General features: G+C 71.2%; 16 protein-coding genes. 11 read left to right on the top strand and 5 right to left on the bottom strand.

Annotated features, from left to right (window positions below; all coding sequences use genetic code 11):
- From ABD481_RS31325 to acs, 7 genes are all read left to right on the top strand, one after another.
- A partial coding sequence (locus ABD481_RS31325; RefSeq protein ID WP_344669413.1) for a GNAT family N-acetyltransferase occupies positions 1–733 on the top strand: 733 nt, incomplete at its 5' end.
- Positions 730–1,929, top strand: a complete 1,200-nt coding sequence (locus ABD481_RS31320) for an exo-beta-N-acetylmuramidase NamZ family protein (RefSeq protein WP_344669412.1) — start codon at positions 730–732, stop codon at positions 1,927–1,929. The genes ABD481_RS31325 and ABD481_RS31320, both read left to right, overlap by 4 nt.
- Before the next feature lie 23 nt (positions 1,930–1,952).
- Positions 1,953–3,668: a glycoside hydrolase family 3 protein gene (locus tag ABD481_RS31315; RefSeq protein ID WP_344669411.1), complete on the top strand. Its 1,716-nt coding sequence runs from the start codon at positions 1,953–1,955 to the stop codon at positions 3,666–3,668.
- A 198-nt stretch (positions 3,669–3,866) separates the two neighbouring features.
- Positions 3,867–4,484: a helix-turn-helix domain-containing protein gene (locus tag ABD481_RS31310; protein WP_344669410.1), complete on the top strand. Its 618-nt coding sequence runs from the start codon at positions 3,867–3,869 to the stop codon at positions 4,482–4,484.
- Positions 4,481–6,238 (top strand): TPR end-of-group domain-containing protein, encoded by a 1,758-nt coding sequence (locus tag ABD481_RS31305; RefSeq protein WP_344669409.1) that lies wholly within the window; start codon positions 4,481–4,483, stop codon positions 6,236–6,238. The genes ABD481_RS31310 and ABD481_RS31305 overlap by 4 nt, the downstream gene beginning before the upstream one ends.
- Positions 6,239–6,408: 170 nt before the next feature.
- Entirely contained in the window at positions 6,409–7,035 is a 627-nt protein-coding gene (locus ABD481_RS31300) for an acetate uptake transporter (protein ID WP_344669408.1), read from the top strand.
- Positions 7,036–7,051: 16 nt separating this feature from the next.
- Complete coding sequence (gene acs, locus ABD481_RS31295) at positions 7,052–9,136, top strand: acetate--CoA ligase (protein WP_344669407.1); 2,085 nt, start codon at positions 7,052–7,054, stop codon at positions 9,134–9,136.
- Positions 9,137–9,207: 71 nt separating this feature from the next.
- On the opposite strand, the gene ABD481_RS31290 is transcribed toward acs, so the two are convergent.
- Positions 9,208–10,089: a DUF6597 domain-containing transcriptional factor gene (locus ABD481_RS31290; protein WP_344669406.1), complete on the bottom strand. Its 882-nt coding sequence runs from the start codon at positions 10,087–10,089 to the stop codon at positions 9,208–9,210.
- A 75-nt stretch (positions 10,090–10,164) separates the two neighbouring features.
- Here ABD481_RS31290 and ABD481_RS31285 point away from each other — a divergent pair, with 75 nt between their 5' ends.
- Complete coding sequence (locus tag ABD481_RS31285; RefSeq protein WP_344669405.1) at positions 10,165–10,740, top strand: TIGR03086 family metal-binding protein; 576 nt, start codon at positions 10,165–10,167, stop codon at positions 10,738–10,740.
- A gap of 186 nt (positions 10,741–10,926) precedes the next feature.
- On the opposite strand, the gene ABD481_RS31280 is transcribed toward ABD481_RS31285, so the two are convergent.
- Positions 10,927–11,823 (bottom strand): LysR family transcriptional regulator, encoded by an 897-nt coding sequence (locus ABD481_RS31280; RefSeq protein ID WP_344669404.1) that lies wholly within the window; start codon positions 11,821–11,823, stop codon positions 10,927–10,929.
- 82 nt (positions 11,824–11,905) lie between these two features.
- Between ABD481_RS31280 and ABD481_RS31275 the strand changes: the two genes are divergently transcribed.
- On the top strand, positions 11,906–12,880 hold the full coding sequence (locus tag ABD481_RS31275) for a DMT family transporter (protein ID WP_344669403.1): 975 nt from the start codon (positions 11,906–11,908) through the stop codon (positions 12,878–12,880).
- Here the strand turns inward: ABD481_RS31275 and ABD481_RS31270 are convergent.
- Complete coding sequence (locus ABD481_RS31270) at positions 12,835–13,353, bottom strand: hypothetical protein (protein WP_344669402.1); 519 nt, start codon at positions 13,351–13,353, stop codon at positions 12,835–12,837. The two genes, ABD481_RS31275 and ABD481_RS31270, sit on opposite strands and share 46 nt — an antisense overlap.
- The gene (locus ABD481_RS31265; RefSeq protein WP_344669401.1) at positions 13,350–14,249 is read right to left on the bottom strand and encodes a thioredoxin family protein; all 900 of its coding nucleotides are present in this window, start codon (positions 14,247–14,249) and stop codon (positions 13,350–13,352) included. Before ABD481_RS31265 ends, ABD481_RS31270 begins: the two co-directional genes overlap by 4 nt.
- Before the next feature lie 181 nt (positions 14,250–14,430).
- Here ABD481_RS31265 and ABD481_RS31260 point away from each other — a divergent pair, with 181 nt between their 5' ends.
- Both ABD481_RS31260 and ABD481_RS31255 read left to right on the top strand, forming a co-directional pair.
- Positions 14,431–14,652 (top strand): EF-hand domain-containing protein, encoded by a 222-nt coding sequence (locus ABD481_RS31260; RefSeq protein ID WP_344669400.1) that lies wholly within the window; start codon positions 14,431–14,433, stop codon positions 14,650–14,652.
- Positions 14,653–14,854: 202 nt separating this feature from the next.
- A complete protein-coding gene (locus tag ABD481_RS31255; RefSeq protein ID WP_344669399.1) occupies positions 14,855–15,721 on the top strand; it encodes an Fpg/Nei family DNA glycosylase in 867 nt (288 codons plus the stop codon).
- Between the two features lie 115 nt (positions 15,722–15,836).
- On the opposite strand, the gene gap is transcribed toward ABD481_RS31255, so the two are convergent.
- A complete protein-coding gene (gene gap, locus ABD481_RS31250) occupies positions 15,837–16,835 on the bottom strand; it encodes a type I glyceraldehyde-3-phosphate dehydrogenase (RefSeq protein WP_344669398.1) in 999 nt (332 codons plus the stop codon).
- Positions 16,836–16,917 lie beyond the last annotated feature (82 nt).

Raw genomic sequence — 16,917 nt, 5'->3', positions numbered from 1 at the left:
CCCCGCCCGCGACAACCACCCCACCACCGGCCACATCGACCTCCTCGCCGTCCACCCCCACCACCGCAACCGCGGCATCGGCCGCGCCCTCCTCGCCGAAGCCGAGCGCCGCCTCATAGCCGCCGGCGCCACCCGCCTCCGCATCCGCGGCAACCCGCCGAACCACGCCTGGCCCGGCATCGACATCCGCTACACCCCGGCCCTCTGCCTGGCCACGTCGGCCGGCTACGAACGCCTGCTCGACAGCAACAACATGCTCGTCGACCTCGCCGCCGCCACCCGCGAGAACCTCCTCGCCACCGACGCCGACGAGCGCCGCCTGGCCTCCCTCTCCCCCGCCATCGACATCCGCCGCGCCGACTCCGCCGACGAAGAAGCCCTCCGCACCTGGATCAAGCACGAGTTCGGCGGCTCCTGGGCCGACGAGTGCTCCATGGCCCTGCGCAACGACCCTCCGACGCTGCACGTCGCCGTCCGCGACGGCGCCTTCCTCGGCTTCGCCGCCCACAGCGTCCAGCGCGTCCCCGTCTTCGGCCCCATGGGCACCGACGAAGCAGCGCGCGGCCTGGGTATCGGCGCGGTCTTGCTGCGCCGCTGCCTCGCCGACCAGCGCGACGCCGGCGTGACGACCGCCGAGATCGGCTGGGTGGGACCGGTGCGGTTCTACTCGCGCGCGGTCGGAGCGCGGCTGGGCCGCGTCTTCTGGACGTTCGAGAAGACGGTCGCCCCGTGACCCGCTCCGGCCTCGAACGGTTGATCAACGCATCATCCCCCACCCCCACCCCCTTCGCCGGCGAGCGCCTCGGCCTCCTGACCCACCCAGCCGCCATCACCTCCGACGGCCGCCACGCCGCCCACGCACTCCTCGACGCCAAAGCCGACCTCCAGGCCCTGTTCGGCCCAGAACACGGCGTACTCGGCACAGCTCAAGCCGGCTCCTCCGAAGCCGCCCGCACCGACTCAAGCAGCGCCGACTCAAGCGCCGCCTCAAACACCGACTCAAGCACCGGCCTCCCCGTCTACGACACCTATCAGCACACCGTCGACCACCTCTCCGGAATGCTGGCCGAATCACGGATCGACGTCCTGGCCGTCGACCTCCAGAACACCGGCGCACGCTTCTTCACCTACGAGTCCAGCCTCCACGACGCCCTCGCCGCCGCGGCACTGGTCGGCGTCCGAGTCTGCGTCCTCGACCGCCCGAACCCGATCGGCGGCCAGGTCATATCAGGACCCATACTCGACGAGACCTTCGCCTCCTTCGTGGGCCGGGCCCCGATCCCGGTCCGCCACGGCATGACGATGGGCGAACTCGCCGGCTTCTTCGCCGCGCGCCTCGGCGTCCCGGCGCCCGAGGTCATACCGCTGGCAGGCTGGGACCCCGCGCGCATGTTCGACGCGACCGGCCTGCCCTGGGTACCTCCGTCGCCGAACCTGCCGACCGCCGCCTCCACCCTGCTCTATCCGGGCACCTGCTTCCTGGAAGGCACCAACGTCTCCGTCGGACGCGGCACGACGACCCCCTTCGAGCTGATCGGCGCGCCGTGGCTGGACCGGTCCTTCGCCGAGCGGCTCCGCGCGGCGAACCTGCCCGGCGTCGTGGTCCGCGAGGCCTACGCGACGCCCGCCTTCGACCTCTACGCCGGCGAACAGATCTGCGGCGCGCAGGTGCACGTCACCGACCCGGACGCGCATGATCCGCTCGCTCTCGGGGCAACGGTGTTGTGCGCCTTGAGGGACGGGTGGCCGGAGCGGCTCGCGTTCCGTGAGCGCCACTTCGACCTCTTGTCCGGTACCGACCGGTTCCGAACGGACCTGCTCCGGGGTGCGACGGCGCGGGAGATTCTCGCCGGATGGCAGAGGCCGGCCCGCCGGTTCGCCGCCGAACGAGCGCCGTTTCTGCTGTATCCGCGCGATGGAGGGGTCTGATGAGGGGTCCGATGAGGGGTCCGATGTCCGAGCTCGATGTCCTGATCGCCCAGGTGCTCCAGCCCGGTTTCCCGGGCACCGAGGCCCCCGACTGGATCCGGCGGCGCCTGGCCGCGGGGCTCGGCTCGGTGATCCTGTTCGCGCCGAACATCGGGACCCCGGACCAGGTCCGGGCGCTGACCGACGCGCTGCGGGCGGAGAACCCGGACGTGTGCGTGGCGATCGACGAGGAGGCCGGCGACGTCACGCGGCTGGACCACGCCACCGGATCGACCTTTCCGGGGAACCTCGCGCTGGGGACGCTCGACGACGTGGAGCTCACCGAAGCCGTGGCCTGCGCGATCGGAGCCCGCGTACGGGCGGTCGGCATCGACCTGAACTACGCACCGGTGGCCGACGTCAACAACGAGCCGCGCAACCCGGTAATCGGCGCCCGCTCGTTCGGCGCGGACCCGGCGCTGGTGGCGCGGCACGTCGCGGCATCCGTGCGCGGTCTGCACGCAGCCGGCGTAGCAGCCTGCGCGAAGCACTTCCCCGGCCACGGCGACACGATCATCGACTCCCACCACGGCCTGCCCACGGTCAACGCCTCCCGCACAGACCTGGACCGCATCATGCTGCCACCCTTCCGCGCCGCCATCGACGCGGGCGCGCGAGCCATGATGATCGCCCACATCCTGCTGCCCACGCTGGACGCCGAGCACCCGGCATCGGTGAGCCCGGCAGTGATCGACGGCCTGCTGCGCAACGAACTCGGCTTCGACGGCCTCGCGGTCAGCGACGGCATCGCGATGGCCGCGGTCAAGGCCCGCTACGGCCTGGCGGGCGCGACGGTCCGGGCCCTGGCGGCGGGCATCGACCTGGTGTGTGTCGACAAAGACAGCACCGACGACGACATGGCGGAGCTGACGTCCGCGATCACGGCCGCGCTGCGGGACGGGACGTTGCCGGAGGCGCGGTTGGTGGAGGCTGCGGGGCGGGTGGCGGAGTTCGCGGCTTGGCTCAAGACAGGACTGACATGCACCAGCTCCAACAACTCCAGCAAGCCAACCAGCTCCACCAGCCCAACAAGCATTAACTCCAACAGCTTCAACAGGCCGACCAGCTCGGACAGCTCCGCCAAGCCGACCAGCTTCACCAGCTCGGGCAGTCCGAACAGCTCGACCGGCTCGGGCAGCTCTGCAAGTCCAGGCAGCTCAGGCAGCTCAGGCAGCTCAGGCAGCTCAGGCAGCTCAGGCAGCTCCGAAACAGGTGCCTCAACAGACGAGGCACAAACCTCCAGCGCAATAGCCAGCGCAAAGTCAGTCAGCATCCCCACCCCCATCAACGGCCTGGCCGTCGCCCGCCGCGCGATCAGCGTCCTGCGAGCCGAGCCCACCGCGCTCCCCCTCACCCAGCCGCCGCATGTCGTCGAGGCCGACCTCCCTCGCAGTTTCGCGGACCGACTCGGGGAGCTGTTGCCGGGCACCACTCGGGCGTCGTTGACTGAGGTCGCGGTGGCGGCGGATGTGCCGGCGGGGCGGCCGTTGGTGGTTGTGGTGCGGGGGATCCAGCGGCGGCCGGAGGATGTCGAGCAGGTGGTGGCGCTGGTCAAGGAGCGGCCGGACGCGGTTGTCGTCGAGCTCGGGGTGCCGAGTGTGGATCCGGGTGGTGCGGCGTGGGTCGTGTCGCACGGGGCGTCGCTGGTCTGTGTCAAGGCTGCTGCCGAGGTGATCGCCGGGAAGAAGTTCCCCAGCTGACACAGCGCGCCACAACCACCACACCCGCGCTCCCGCCCGCACCCGCCCGCACTCCCGCCCCGCCCCAACTCCCGCCCCGCACCCACACCCCCCCGCCCCCGCCCCCGCCGAACCCATCGCCGGGGGCACAATCATGCCCCCACCAGCAATCACAATAACTCTTTGCAAACACTCCTTGCGCAAGATATCTTGCGAAGCATGGTCGAGAAACAGTCCGGCGCCCGCACCGACCCCAAAGCGCTCCGCGCCCTCGCCCACCCACTCCGCTGGAAGCTGATCGACATCATCGGCCGCGAGGAGACCGCCACCGCCACGCGCTGCGCCGAGCTGACCGGCGAGAGCGTCGCGAACTGCTCCTATCACCTCAACACCCTGGCGAAGTACGGCTACATCGAAGCCGTCGAGGGCGGCGCGGGCCGGGAACGGCCGTGGCGTATGACCAGCTACGACCAGACGCTCTCCGGCGACAGCCACGGCCTGGCCGGCCAGCTCGCCGCCGAGGCCGCGACCGACGTGTTCCTCGACCACGAGCTGGAGCGGGCCAAGGAGTGGACGCGGCGGCGCAGCCGCGAACCCGAGCAGTGGCGGCAGGGCGCCACCATCAAGGGCACCACGTTCGCCGCGACGGCTGAGGAGTTCGCCGAGCTCACGCGCGAACTCAGCGAGGTCGCTGACCGCTTCCGAAGCCGGGTCACCGACCGCGGCAGCATCCCCGACGGCGCGCGCGAAGTCCGCGTCTTCATCGCCGCCACCGTCACGCCAGAACAGCCGCCGAAACAACCCCCAGAACGCAAGCAGCAGGAGGCATCACCATGAGCACGATCAACGTCCTCGAATTCCTGCACACCCTGAACCGCGCCGAGACCGCGTCGGCCGCCAAGAACTGGACCGAGGCCGCGCGGCTCTGGGAACAGGTAATCGCCCAAAACCCCCTCAGCGGCCGCCACTGGGACGCCCTCGCGCAAGCCAGAACCGGCTCCGGCGACCACCGCGGCGCCCTCGACGCCCACACCCGATCCGCCGAACTGGGCGTCTGGACCGACAACGACGCCGTCCACCCCGCCGAGATCGCCTATCAGATCGCCCTCTGCCACGTCCGCCTCGGCGAACACCCCGAAGCACTGACAGCCCTCGCCCGAGCGAAGGACCTCGGACTGCGCGACCGCTCGCGGATCCGCGACAACGAGGACCTGGCACCGCTCCGCAACGACCCCGCCTTTCAGAAAATATGCGGCACCGTTGAGCCGCCCCCCGCCCCCGCCGACCGCGACAAAAACTGGTGCGCCGACCTGCGATTCCTCCTCGAAGAAGCCACCCGCCACAGCCCCATCTGGCACAAGTGCGCCGAACCGTTCACCACCGCCATCGACAACCTGGCCCACGCCGTCAGCACCCTGACCGACGTCCAAATCGTCGCCGGCATCCAACGCGCCCTCGCCCTGCTCAAGGACGGCCACGCCCGGATCGACCTCACCACCGGCCCGGAGCCGGGCGACCGCACCCTCCCGATCGCCTTCGCCGACTTCCCCGAAGGCTTCGTCGTCACCGCCGCCGCGCCAGGCCACGAACACCTGCTCGGCGCCCGCGTCACCGCGTTCGACGGCCGTCCGATCGCAGAGCTCGCCGACGCGATCGAGCCGCTCGTCTGCCGCGACAACGACTACTTCCTCAAGGCCGACGTGCCGCGCTGGCTGCGGCGGATCCCGATCCTGCACGCGATCGGCCTCGTCGACCGCCCCGACGCCGTCACGCTCACTGTCGAGCTTTTCGACAAGACGACCACCAGCACCAGCACTACAACCACCACAACCACCGACCTCGACCTCGACATCGACCTCGACATCGACCTCGACATCGACCTGAAGACCCTCCCCAGCCCCTCCCCCCGACCGCACGCCTGGCCCTCGCACCCCGAGGGCTGGACCTCGCTGCCCGAGGCCCTCGACGCACCCCTCCCGCTCTCCTACCGCGACTTCAAGCGCTTCTACTGGTTCGAACACCTCCCCGAACACCGCATGATCTACCTCCAGTTCAACTCGATCCAGGATGCCGAAGCCCCGGGCGAGAGCATCGCCGAGTTCAGCGAGCGCCTGGTCGCCGCCATCGCCGCGCACGACGCCGACCGCCTGGTCGTCGACCTGCGCTGGAACGGCGGCGGCGACACGTTCCTGACCGAGCGGCTGGTGCAGCGGATCATCGGCTGCGACCGGGTCAACCGCCCGGGTCACCTGTTCGTCATCACCGGCCGCGACACGTTCTCCGCCGCGCAGAACACCGCGACGCTGCTCGGCCGGCACGCCGACACGGTGTTCGTCGGCGAGCCGTCGGGCTCCCGGCCGAACTTCGTCGGCGAGACGATCCCGTTCCGGCTGCCGCACAGCGGGCTGCGGGTCAACATCTCGGACCTGGCGTGGCAGACCTCGTACCCCTTCGACCACCGGATCTGGATCCCGCCGCTGCTCCCCACGCCGCCGACGCTCGCGGACTACCGCGCCAACCGGGATCCGGCGCTGGAAGCGGTGCTGGCGTGGACGGACGAGATGGACGCTCTGGCCGGCAAGCTGCGCTGAGCCCCGGACCGCCCACAGCACCACGCCGACCGTTCGTCGCAGCACATCAACCGATGGTCCAGTCCGCGCCGCATCGCCGTGTCCACTTCTCGGCGTGCTTCCTACGTTGGACGGGACGCGTCCGGTAAGGACCGGCCGCGTCCGTCACCAAGGGAAGGGACGCACCCACCATGAGTGAGACCCCGAACATCACTCCGGCCCCGGCTCCGGCTCCCGCTCCGGCTCCGCTCTCGGGCGGCATCGCCGACCCCGCCCCGCTGGGACTGGCGGGCTTCGCCATGACCACCTTCATCCTCAGCTTCTTCAACGCGAACCTCATCGCGGAGAAGGGCAGCGGGGACGTCATCCTCGGCCTGGCCCTCTTCTACGGCGGCATCGCGCAGTTCCTGGCCGGTATGTGGGAGTACCGGCGCGGCAACACCTTCGGCGCGACCGCCTTCAGCTCCTTCGGCGCCTTCTGGCTGAGCTACTGGGGCATCGTGCACTTCGGCGCCGGCGGCGACGCCCACAAGACGCTGGGTCTGTATCTGTTCGCCTGGTTCATCTTCACCGGCTACATGACCTTGGCCGCGCTGCGGACCAACGGCGCCGTGCTGGCCGTGTTCGTACTGCTGACCGTCACCTTCCTCTTCCTGGCCATCGGCGCGTGGCAGAACGCCGCCACACCGCCGGCCCTGTTCACTCGCCTCGCCGGATGGGTCGGCATCGCGACGGCGCTGGCCGCCTGGTACGCCTCGTTCGCCTCGGTGGTGAACGAGACCCACAAGAAGCAGTGGTTCCCGACCTGGCCGCGGTGAGGGCCCGGGACTGACGATGTCTGAGACCCACGGAACCGAGAACACTGACACGGACGACACCGACGCTCACAACATCGACGCCGACGCCGACGCCAACGCCAACGCCAACGCCAACGCCAACGCCAACGCCGAAACCGAAACCGACAACACCGAGACCCTCTCAAACCTGCTCCGCGAGAACCGCCGCTTCCCGCCACCGCCGGAGCTGGCCGACCAAGCCAACGTCACCGAATCGGCCTACGCCACGGCCGACGCCGACCGGGAGGCGTTCTGGGCCGCCCAAGCCGCACGCCTGCACTGGGACCAGCCCTGGACACAGATCCTGGACTGGTCGGACAAGCCCTTCGCGAGGTGGTTCGTCGGCGGCACGCTGAACGCCGCCCACAACTGCGTGGACCGGCACGTCGAGGCCGGCAACGGCGACCGCGTGGCGATCCACTTCGAGGGCGAGCCCGGCGATTCCCGCTCGCTGACCTACGCCGAGCTCAAGACCGAGGTATGCAAGGCCGCGAACGCCCTGACCTCGCTCGGGATCGCCGCCGGGGACCGGGTGGCGATCTACATGCCGATGATCCCGGAGACCGCGGTCGCGATGCTCGCCTGCGCACGCATCGGCGCGGTGCACTCGGTCTGCTTCGCCGCCTTCTCCCCCGAAGCGCTGCGCGGCCGCATCGAGGACGCCGGCGCGCGCCTGCTGATCACCGCCGACGGCTACCACCGCCGCGGGTCGGTGGTGAATCTGAAGGCCAACGCCGACGAGGCGGCCGGGGCGTCGCCGAGCATTGAGAAGGTGCTCGTGGTGCGGCGCACCGGGCACGAGGTGGCGTGGGACGACGCGCGCGACGTGTGGTGGCACGACCTGGTGGACTCCCAGTCCGGGGAGCACACGGCAGTCGGCCTCGACGCGGAGCATCCGCTGTTCATCCTCTACACCTCGGGCACCACCGGGAAGCCGAAGGGCATCCTGCACACCACCGGCGGCTATCTCACTCAGGCTTCTTACACCCACCACGCGGTGTTCGACCTGAAGCCGGAGACCGACGTCTACTGGTGCACCGCCGACGTCGGCTGGGTCACCGGCCACTCCTACATCGTCTACGGCCCGCTCTCCAACGGCGCCACCGAAGTCATGTACGAGGGCACCCCGGACACCCCGCACCAGGGCCGCTTCTGGGAGATCGTCCAGAAGTACAAGGTCACCCTCCTCTACACCGCTCCCACTGCCATTCGAACCTTTATGAAGTGGGGTTCGGCGCTCCCGGCGAAGTTCGACCTGTCCTCGCTGCGGCTGCTGGGGTCGGTCGGCGAGCCGATCAACCCCGAGGCGTGGATCTGGTACCGGGAGAACATCGGCGGGGGCCGGACGCCCGTCGTGGACACGTGGTGGCAGACCGAGACCGGCGCGATCATGATCTCGCCGCTGCCCGGCGTCACCGAGGCCAAGCCGGGGTCGGCGATGCGTCCGCTGCCGGGCATCTCGGCGACGGTCGTCGACAAGGGCGGGACGCCGGTGCCAAACGGCGGCGGCGGATATCTGGTGCTCGACAAGCCGTGGCCGTCGATGCTGCGGGGGATCTGGGGCGATCCGAAGCGGTTCGTCGACACCTACTGGTCCCGGTTCGCCGAACAGGGCTACTACTTCGCCGGCGACGGCGCCAAGAAGGACGAGGACGGCGACCTGTGGCTGCTCGGCCGCGTCGACGACATCATGCTCGTCTCCGGCCACAACATCTCCACCACCGAAGTCGAGTCCGCGCTGGTATCGCATCCGTCGGTCGCCGAGGCGGCGGTCGTCGGGGCGAAGGACGAGACCACCGGACAGCGGATCGTCGCGTTCGTCATCCTGCGCGGCGGGAACGAGGAGCACGCCGAGCTGGAGGAAACGCTGCGGGAGCACGTCACCAAGGCGATCGGGCCGATCGCGAAGCCGCGCCAGATCATCGTGGTGCCGGAGCTGCCGAAGACCCGGTCGGGCAAGATCATGCGACGGTTGCTGCGGGACGTCGCCGAGGACCGGGCGATCGGGGACACCACGACGCTGGCGGACTCGGCGGTGATGGAGCTGATCTCGGCGAAGTTGCCGCACGCCGAGGAGGAGTAGACGTAGTAGATGCAGTACATGCAGTACATGCAGTAGACGTAGTAGATGCAGTAGACGCGCGGCGGCTCAGCTCAGCCTTCTGCTGTGCGGCGGGCCGCCGACGTCGCCGCGTACTGCGCCGGCGGCAGACCGAAAGCGGCGGTGAAGTCGCGAGTCAGGTGGGCCTGATCGGCGTAACCGAGGTCGGCGGCGAGAACGGACCAGTCAACAGTCTCCTGGTGCGCGACTCGTTCGCCGGCCTCGTAAATGCGGTAGCGGCGCAGGAACCACTTCGGGCCGATGCCGATGTGCTCGGTGAACGCCCGTTGCAGCGTGCGCATACCGACTCCCGCGGCGAGCGCGAGATCCTCCACCCGGGTCAGCGTCCGGTCGCGCACGGCCAGCTCGGCCCACTCGGTCGTGGTCTCGCACGGCTGCCGCTCAGCCGGAATCCGCTCGGTCAGCGCGGCGTCGACGACGGCGGCGAGCCGCTCCCCGGACACGGCCGGGTCGGCGACCAGCGGCACCAGCAGCGGTTCGAGGTCGGCCAGCGCCGGCACCCGGGACAGGGGGACGTCCTGGTCGGTGAGCGCGGTGAGCGGGCCGTCCAGGAAGGGCGCGAAGGCGGCGGGGCGGAACATGACGCCCAGGGCGCGTCCGCTCCCCTTCATCTCGACGGCGAAGCGTCCGGTGTCGACGCCGGAGACGACGGCGCCGTGCGGCTCGAAGACGACGTTGACCACCGGATGGAGCAGCACTTGCTGTTCGTGGCGGACGCCGGGCGGCAGGTTCCAGGTGGACAGCCAGTAGCGATCGACGAAGCGGGCCACGGTGCTGGTGGCCGGATAGCGGTCGAGCTGGAAAACAGTGTGCGCGGCAGCCGGATACAGGATGCCGCGGCTGTCGTCCTGTACCGGTTTCACCTCGGAGGATGCGACGACCGGGGCGTTCGGGCCGACCTGCGACGCTGCCATGGGCCCCACACTAGTGCGGCGCACTGACGCGTTTCTTCAAGACCGGTTTCGGTGACCGTGGGTAGCGTCGTCGGCATGAACAAGATCCACGAACAGTTGACGTCGGCCGCCGACGAGGCCGCCCGGGTGGTGGCCGGCACGCGGCCGGAGCAGTTCGGCGACAAGACGCCGTGCACGCAATGGGACGTCAAGGAGTTGCTGAACCACCTGGTGCTGTGGACGTCGTACTCCTTCGAGCGCCGCGCCCGCAGCGAGCAGGTCGACGCGGACCTGATGGAGCGCGACTTCGCCTCCGAGCCGGACTACGCGGCCCGCTACCGCGACCAGCTGGACCGCGCGCTGGCCGCATGGGCCCCGGACGAGGTGTGGTCGAGCACGATCGACACCGGCTCCGGCCAGACCCCGGCCCCGCAGATCGCGGAGATGATCCTGATGGAGCTGGTACTCCACTCCTGGGACCTGGCCACCGCGACCGGCCAGGACTACACCTGCCGCGACGACGTCGCAGCAACGGTCGCCAAAGCAGTCGCCGACGCCGCCGAGATGTACCGCGAGTACGACGGCTTCGCGGCGGAGGTAGAGCTCGACGCCGACGCCTCGGCGTTCGACCGGGCGCTGGCCGTCTCGGGACGGCAGCCGGCGGGGCGGTAGGCGGCGGCAGCGGATTGGCCGGCCGGGGATCCGGTCGGCCGACGGCGTGTTGTTGGCCGGGAGGTCGGCGACACGGCTAGCGTCACACGAGCGCGCGTCACGCGGCCCCGCCACGCGACGGCCCGCCCCCGCAGGGGCTCACTTCACACAGCCACGAACATTCATTCGCCCCGCTACGCCCACCCCCTACCGCCGGATCCGCTCAGCCGCCCGCTCCAGCTCCGCCAGCACCGTGCGCACCGCGTGCCGCGCCGCCTGCTCCGGTCGGTAGAGCACGTCGATATGGCGGCGCGCGCGGACTCCCGCCAGCGGCCGCAGCACTACGTCCGGGTGCGGTCGTGTCGTCCAGCGTGGGAGCAGTGCGATGCCGCCGCCGGCGGCGACGATCTCGGCGACGACGGTGAACTCGTTGACTCGGTGTACCCGTTCGGGGCTGCGGCCGGCGGCGGTGGCGATGGCTTCGAACAGGGCGAAGACCGGGAAGCCGTCGTGGACGGTAACCCACGGTTCGCCCGCGACGTCGTCGGGTCGGAGCCGGGCCTTGGCGGTCAGGGGGTGGCCGGTCGGCAGCGCGATGTCCAGGGGCTCGTGCAGCAGTGGCGTGACCGCGACGGTGCGGGGCCACGGGGGCGCGTGGTCGAAGCGGTGTGCCAGGACGAGGTCGTAGGCGCGGGTCAGCTTCGGGAAGTGCTCCTGGGCGACGTCCTCGTCCGCGACCGACAGGCGGGGTGCACCGGGGCCGGTCAAGGCGCGCAGCAGCGCTGGGAAGAACATCAGGCCGGCGCTGTGGAACGCGGCCAGCGTCACCGTTCCCGTGGGCTCGGCCAGGAACTCCTCGACCGTCTGCCGGGCCCGGGCGAGCGCCGCCTCGACCTCGACCGCGGCGTCGGCGAGCGCCTGCCCGGCGGGGGTGAGCACGAGGCGGCGGCCCGAGCGCTCGGTCAGCGGCACCGCGGCCGCGCGTTGCAGGAGCCTGAGTTGCTGGGAAATCGCCGAGGGGGTGACCAGCAGCGCCTCGGCGACGGCCGACACGCTGCCCAGCTCGCCGAGTTCGCGCAGGATGCGCAGCTGGCGTTCGTCCATGGGCAACAGTGTAGGGATACTTCATGATTGGTTGAGAAGCTGGTGCTCGACTACATCATTGGTGACGGCCCACGATGGGCGCATGCCTGGATCAAACCGCCCCGACCGCCCCGACCGCCGCACCGACCTCGCGCTGCTCCTCGTCGCGTTCGTCTGGGGCTCCAGCTACCTCGCGGCGAAGTCGGCGGCCGTGGCGGTGACCGTGCTGGGCGTGCTGCTGGCCCGGTACGCGCTCTCCGCCCTGTCCGGGTCGGCGGTCCTGGCCGTGCGGCGGCAGCTCCGCCCGACACGGACCGAACTGCGCATCGGCGGCGTGCTCGGCGTGACCCAGGCCTCCGTCCTGATCATCGAGACCTACGGCGTCGCCCACACCTCGGCCGCCAACGCGGGCCTCATCATCAGCCTGACGATCGTCCTCACGCCGCTGCTCGACCGCGGCCGGGGGACGCTGCCGGCGCCCTACTTCGCGGCCTCCGGCGTATGCGTGCTCGCGGTCGGGCTGCTGATGAGCGGCAGCGGCGGGTTCCACGCGCCCAGCTCCGGCGACCTGCTGATGCTCGCGGCGGCTGTGGTCCGGACCGGGCACGTGGCCCTGGTCGGCCGGCTGACCACGACACGCGACATCAGGCCCCTGAATCTGACCGTCGTGCAGACGTACGTCGGGACCGCGCTGTTCGTGATCCCGGCGGCCTACGCGGTGCCGAAGCTGGCGCGCGCCGGCGGCACGGCGTGGGCCGAGCTGGCCTACCTGGCGCTGTTCTGCAGCGTGTTCGCGTTCCTGGCGCAGACGTGGGCCGTGCGGCGCAGCTCGACCAGCCGCGCCAGCCTGCTGCTGGGGACCGAGCCGGTGTGGGCGGTCGTGGCGGGCGTGGCGCTCGGCGGGGAGCGGTTGACCCTCGTCACGGTGTTCGGCGCGGTGCTGATGCTCGGCGGCACGTACTGGGGTCAGGCAATCGAGCGCGGCCACCGGGCACGCTACGACGCCCGGCAGCCGACTGTGGCCGAACCCGGCTATCGCATCGCCGCCAACGCGTCCGCGGGGATCTCCACGGGGTGATCCATGACCGGACTCAGGCACTCCTGCGGGCTGCACGCGGCGTAGCTCACGACCACTTGGGCGGGCCCGTGCTCGTCGAGGGCCACCGGCAGCACAGTGGTGACCGCGCCGTCCGGATACACCGGGAACTTCACGCCGGTGCCCCGCAGCGGCAGCATCCGCACCGGCGCCTCGGCGACCAGCGGGCCGCGGCTGCGCAGGGCGCCCGCGACCTCGACGCGGGTGGGGCTGCCCCGGCCGTCGATGCCGTGGGCGGGCAGGCCGACGCTGTAGAGGTGGAAGCCGGGACGCTGCGGGGTGAAGGTGGTCAGCAGGCGGCCGCCGTCCTCGGAGAGCCGCATCGCGACGTTGACGCCCTGGTCGGAGAACGTCACCGGCTGGGTGCGGTGGTGCATGGTGAGGGCCAGGCCCAGGGCGGTGAGCACGGGGATGCCGGACAGCGCGGCGATCGTCAGGACCGTCGAGGGCTTCATCGCGGGGCCCACTGCTTCAGCCAGGAGGACAGGCCGGCCTCGGTGAACGCGGGGCGGCCGGTGCGGGAGGAGTCGGCGCGGACCGTGCCGTCCGGGTTCAGCACGACCAGCGTCGGCATGCCGGAGCTGGCGGAGCCGCCCGAACCGCCGGAAAGACCCGAGAGCCCGTACTGGGAGGCAATCGCCCCTGCCCCGCCCGGGTCGATCCGGACCACGTGGTAGGACTGCGCGAGCACGGCCTGGGCCTTGGGCGAGTGCATGGCCTGGTCCAGCGCGCGGCAGTCGGCGCAACCGTCCCCGGCGATCTCCAGCAGCACCTCCTTGCCGTCCATGCGCGACGCGACCACGGCGTCCATGATCTGCGCGAGGGACGAGTCCGAGGAGCCGGAGCCGGTGTTCTGCGGCGGGGCCGGGGCGGGCGACGCCGGAGCCGGGGCGGCCTGTCCCTTGCCCGGCGAGCCGCGTCTCGGCAAGGCAGACCGGCCGCCTGCCTGGTGGTCGGGAAGCGAAGTGGTGCCGCTGGGGACCGCGGCGCCGGAGGCCGGAGCAACAGTCGTGCCGGTCAGACCGAGGCCCTCCAACCCGCCATCAGGATTGGGACGGGCGGCGGGAAGCTGCTTGCCGGCGGCAGTATCGGCGGCGGCGTCAGCGGCGCTGCCGGCCGCGGGATGGGCCCCCGGGACGTTGGCGGCGACGGCAAGCGGCGGGATCTGGTCGCCCCGTGCCGGCTGATTCTTCTTACCCTGCTTGCTGTTCTGGCCGTCCTGGCCCTGGCCGTTCTTGACGTTCTGACCGTTCTCGCCGGCCGCCGTGCCCAGCGGGTGGGCCGCCCCGGCGGGTTCCCGCGCCCGGTCCGGGCTCGAACACCCGGCGAGACCGACGGCGGTGGAGGCCACGGCGACCATTGACACGCACTTGCGCACTACTGCTCCCGGTTCGATAGCGGATGCCCGGAATCTAGCCAACGCCACGCGGGAAACCACTGAACCGCCCGTGTCGCGACGCCGAATTCACCCCCGGAGTGGGCGGCGCGCTAGCGTGGCGCGGACAGATCACTGAACGAGAGGGGTGGCTCGCATGGCTCAGGACGAGGAGCCCACGGCCGAGGCGCTGTTCCGCATGTTCGACGAGGACGGCGACGGCCAGATCACCGCCGCCGGGATCGGCGCGGCGCTCGGCGAGCTCGGCGAACAGGTCGACGAGGCCGAGGCGGCCGCGCGGATCCAGGGCGGCGACGCCGACGGCGACGGCCGCATCAGCCTGGACGAGTTCAAGCTGATGGTGCAGGGGCAGGGCTGACGCCGGAAGGCCGGGCCGACACCGGAAGGCCGGGCCGACACCGCAGAACCGCGCTGACGCCGGAGAGCCGTGCCGGCGCCGCAGAACCGCGCTGACGCAGGAGGGCCGGGCCGACGCCGTAGAACCGCGCTGACGTCGGAGGGCCGGGCCGACCGAGCCGGCCCCACGAGCGTCCGCCCCCCGAACAGGGCAGACTTGCTCCATGCCCGAACTGCCCGAAGTCGAAGCCCTCGCGGCCTTCCTCGACGGCCACCTGTCCGGCCACGCCGTCGCGGCGGCGACACCCGTGGCCGTCCAGGCCCTGAAGACCTACGACCCGCCGCTGTCGGCGCTGGTCGGCGCCGAGGTCACCGGGGTCGGGCGGCACGGCAAGTTCCTCGACTTCAGCGTCGGGGACGTGCACCTGGTCATCCACCTGGCGCGCGCCGGCTGGATCCGGTGGCGCGAGGAGCTGCCCGCCGAGCCGCCGCGGCCCGGCAAGGGGCCGCTGGCGCTGCGGGTGCGGATGGCGGAGCCGGAGGGGTCCGGGTTCGACGTCACCGAGGCCGGGACCAAGAAGGGGCTCGCGGTCTACGTCGTGCGGGATCCGGCGGAGGTGCCGGGGATCGCGCGGCTGGGCATCGACCCCTTCTCGGAGGAGTTCACCGTCGAGGAGCTGACGCGGCTGCTGGCGGGCGAGCGGCGGCAGATCAAGGGCGTGCTGCGCGATCAGAGCGTGCTGGCGGGCATCGGCAACGCCTACTCCGACGAGATCCTGCACGCCGCGCGGATGTCGCCGTTCAAGCTGGCGGCGAAGCTGACGCCGGCCGAGGTGGCGGCGCTGCACCAGGTCACGCTCGACACGTTGGGCGACGCGGTCGAGCGCTCGCGCGGGCTGCCGATGAAGGAGCTGAAGTCGGAGAAGAAGTCCGGGCTGCGGGTGCACGGCCGCACCGGGCAGGCGTGTCCGGTGTGCGGGGACACCGTCCGGGAGGTGTCGTTCGCCGACTCCTCGCTCCAGTACTGCCCGACCTGTCAGACCGGCGGCAAGCCGTTGGCCGACCGGCGGATGTCGAAGCTGCTGAAGTAAGGGCGGCTGAAGCAGGAGCTGCCGAAGCACGAGCGGCCGGTACGCGAGAACCGCCCGACGGCGCGCGGCCGCCAGGCGGTTCGGTTATTCCGTCAGTCCGTCATTCCGTCACCGCTCACCCCGCCGCGATCAGCTCCAGCGTGTCGATCACGCGGTTGGAGAAGCCCCACTCGTTGTCGTACCAGGCGACCACCTTGATGTGCCGTCCGTCGACGCGGGTCAGGGCCGAGTCGAAGATCGCCGAGGCGAGGTTGCCGACGATGTCGGACGACACCAGCGGGTCCTCGGAGTACTCCAGGACGCCGGCGAGCGGGCCCTCGGCGGCGGCCTGGTACGCGGCCAGCACGTCGTCGCGGGTCACGTCGCGGGCGACCGTGGTGTTGAGCTCGACGATCGAGCCGACCGGCACCGGCACCCGGATCGAGTCGCCGGACAGGCGGCCTTCGAGGTTCGGCAGCACCAGGCCGATCGCCTTGGCCGCGCCGGTGGTGGTCGGCACGACGTTGACCGCGGCGGCCCGGGCCCGGCGGGGGTCGCGGTGCGGGCCGTCCTGGAGGTTCTGCTCCTGGGTGTAGGCGTGCACCGTGGTCATGAAACCGTGCTCGATACCGGCCAGCCCGTCGAGCACCGAGGCGAGCGGGGCCAGCGCGTTGGTCGTGCACGAGGCGTTCGAGATGATCGTGTGCGCGGCCGGGTCGTACGCCGCGGTGTTGACGCCGTAGGCGATGGTGACGTCGGCGCCGTCCGAGGGCGCGCCGACCAGGACCTTCCGGGCCCCGGCGTCGAGGTGGGCGCTCGCGGCCTTGGCGGCGGTGAAGCGGCCGGTGGCCTCCAGCGCGATGTCGACGCCGAGCTCGGCCCACGGCAGCCGGGCCGGCTCCCGCTCGGCCAGCACCTTGATCCGGCGGCCGTCGACGACGAGCGTGTCGTCCTCGACGGCGACCGGGCGGCCGAGCCGGCCCGCGGTGGTGTCGTACGCGAGCAGCCGGGCCAGCGCGGCCGGCTCGGTGAGATCGTTGACCGCGACGATCTCGAGGTCGCTGTCCCGCTCCAGCAGGGCGCGCAGCACGTTGCGGCCGATGCGGCCGAATCCGTTGATGGCAATGCGAGTCATGTCCTGTGTCCCTTCGTCTCTCGTCTCCCCACTAGCGTCGCGTGCGGGAGCCGGACGCGGCCGTGGCACGAGCGCCATGGTT

The sequence above is a fragment of the Catenulispora yoronensis genome, from assembly GCF_039531695.1.
Classification (GTDB): Bacteria; Actinomycetota; Actinomycetes; order Streptomycetales; family Catenulisporaceae; genus Catenulispora; species Catenulispora yoronensis.
Note: the sequence above shows the minus strand (reverse complement) of the source record. Positions and strands in the feature narration are given on the sequence as shown.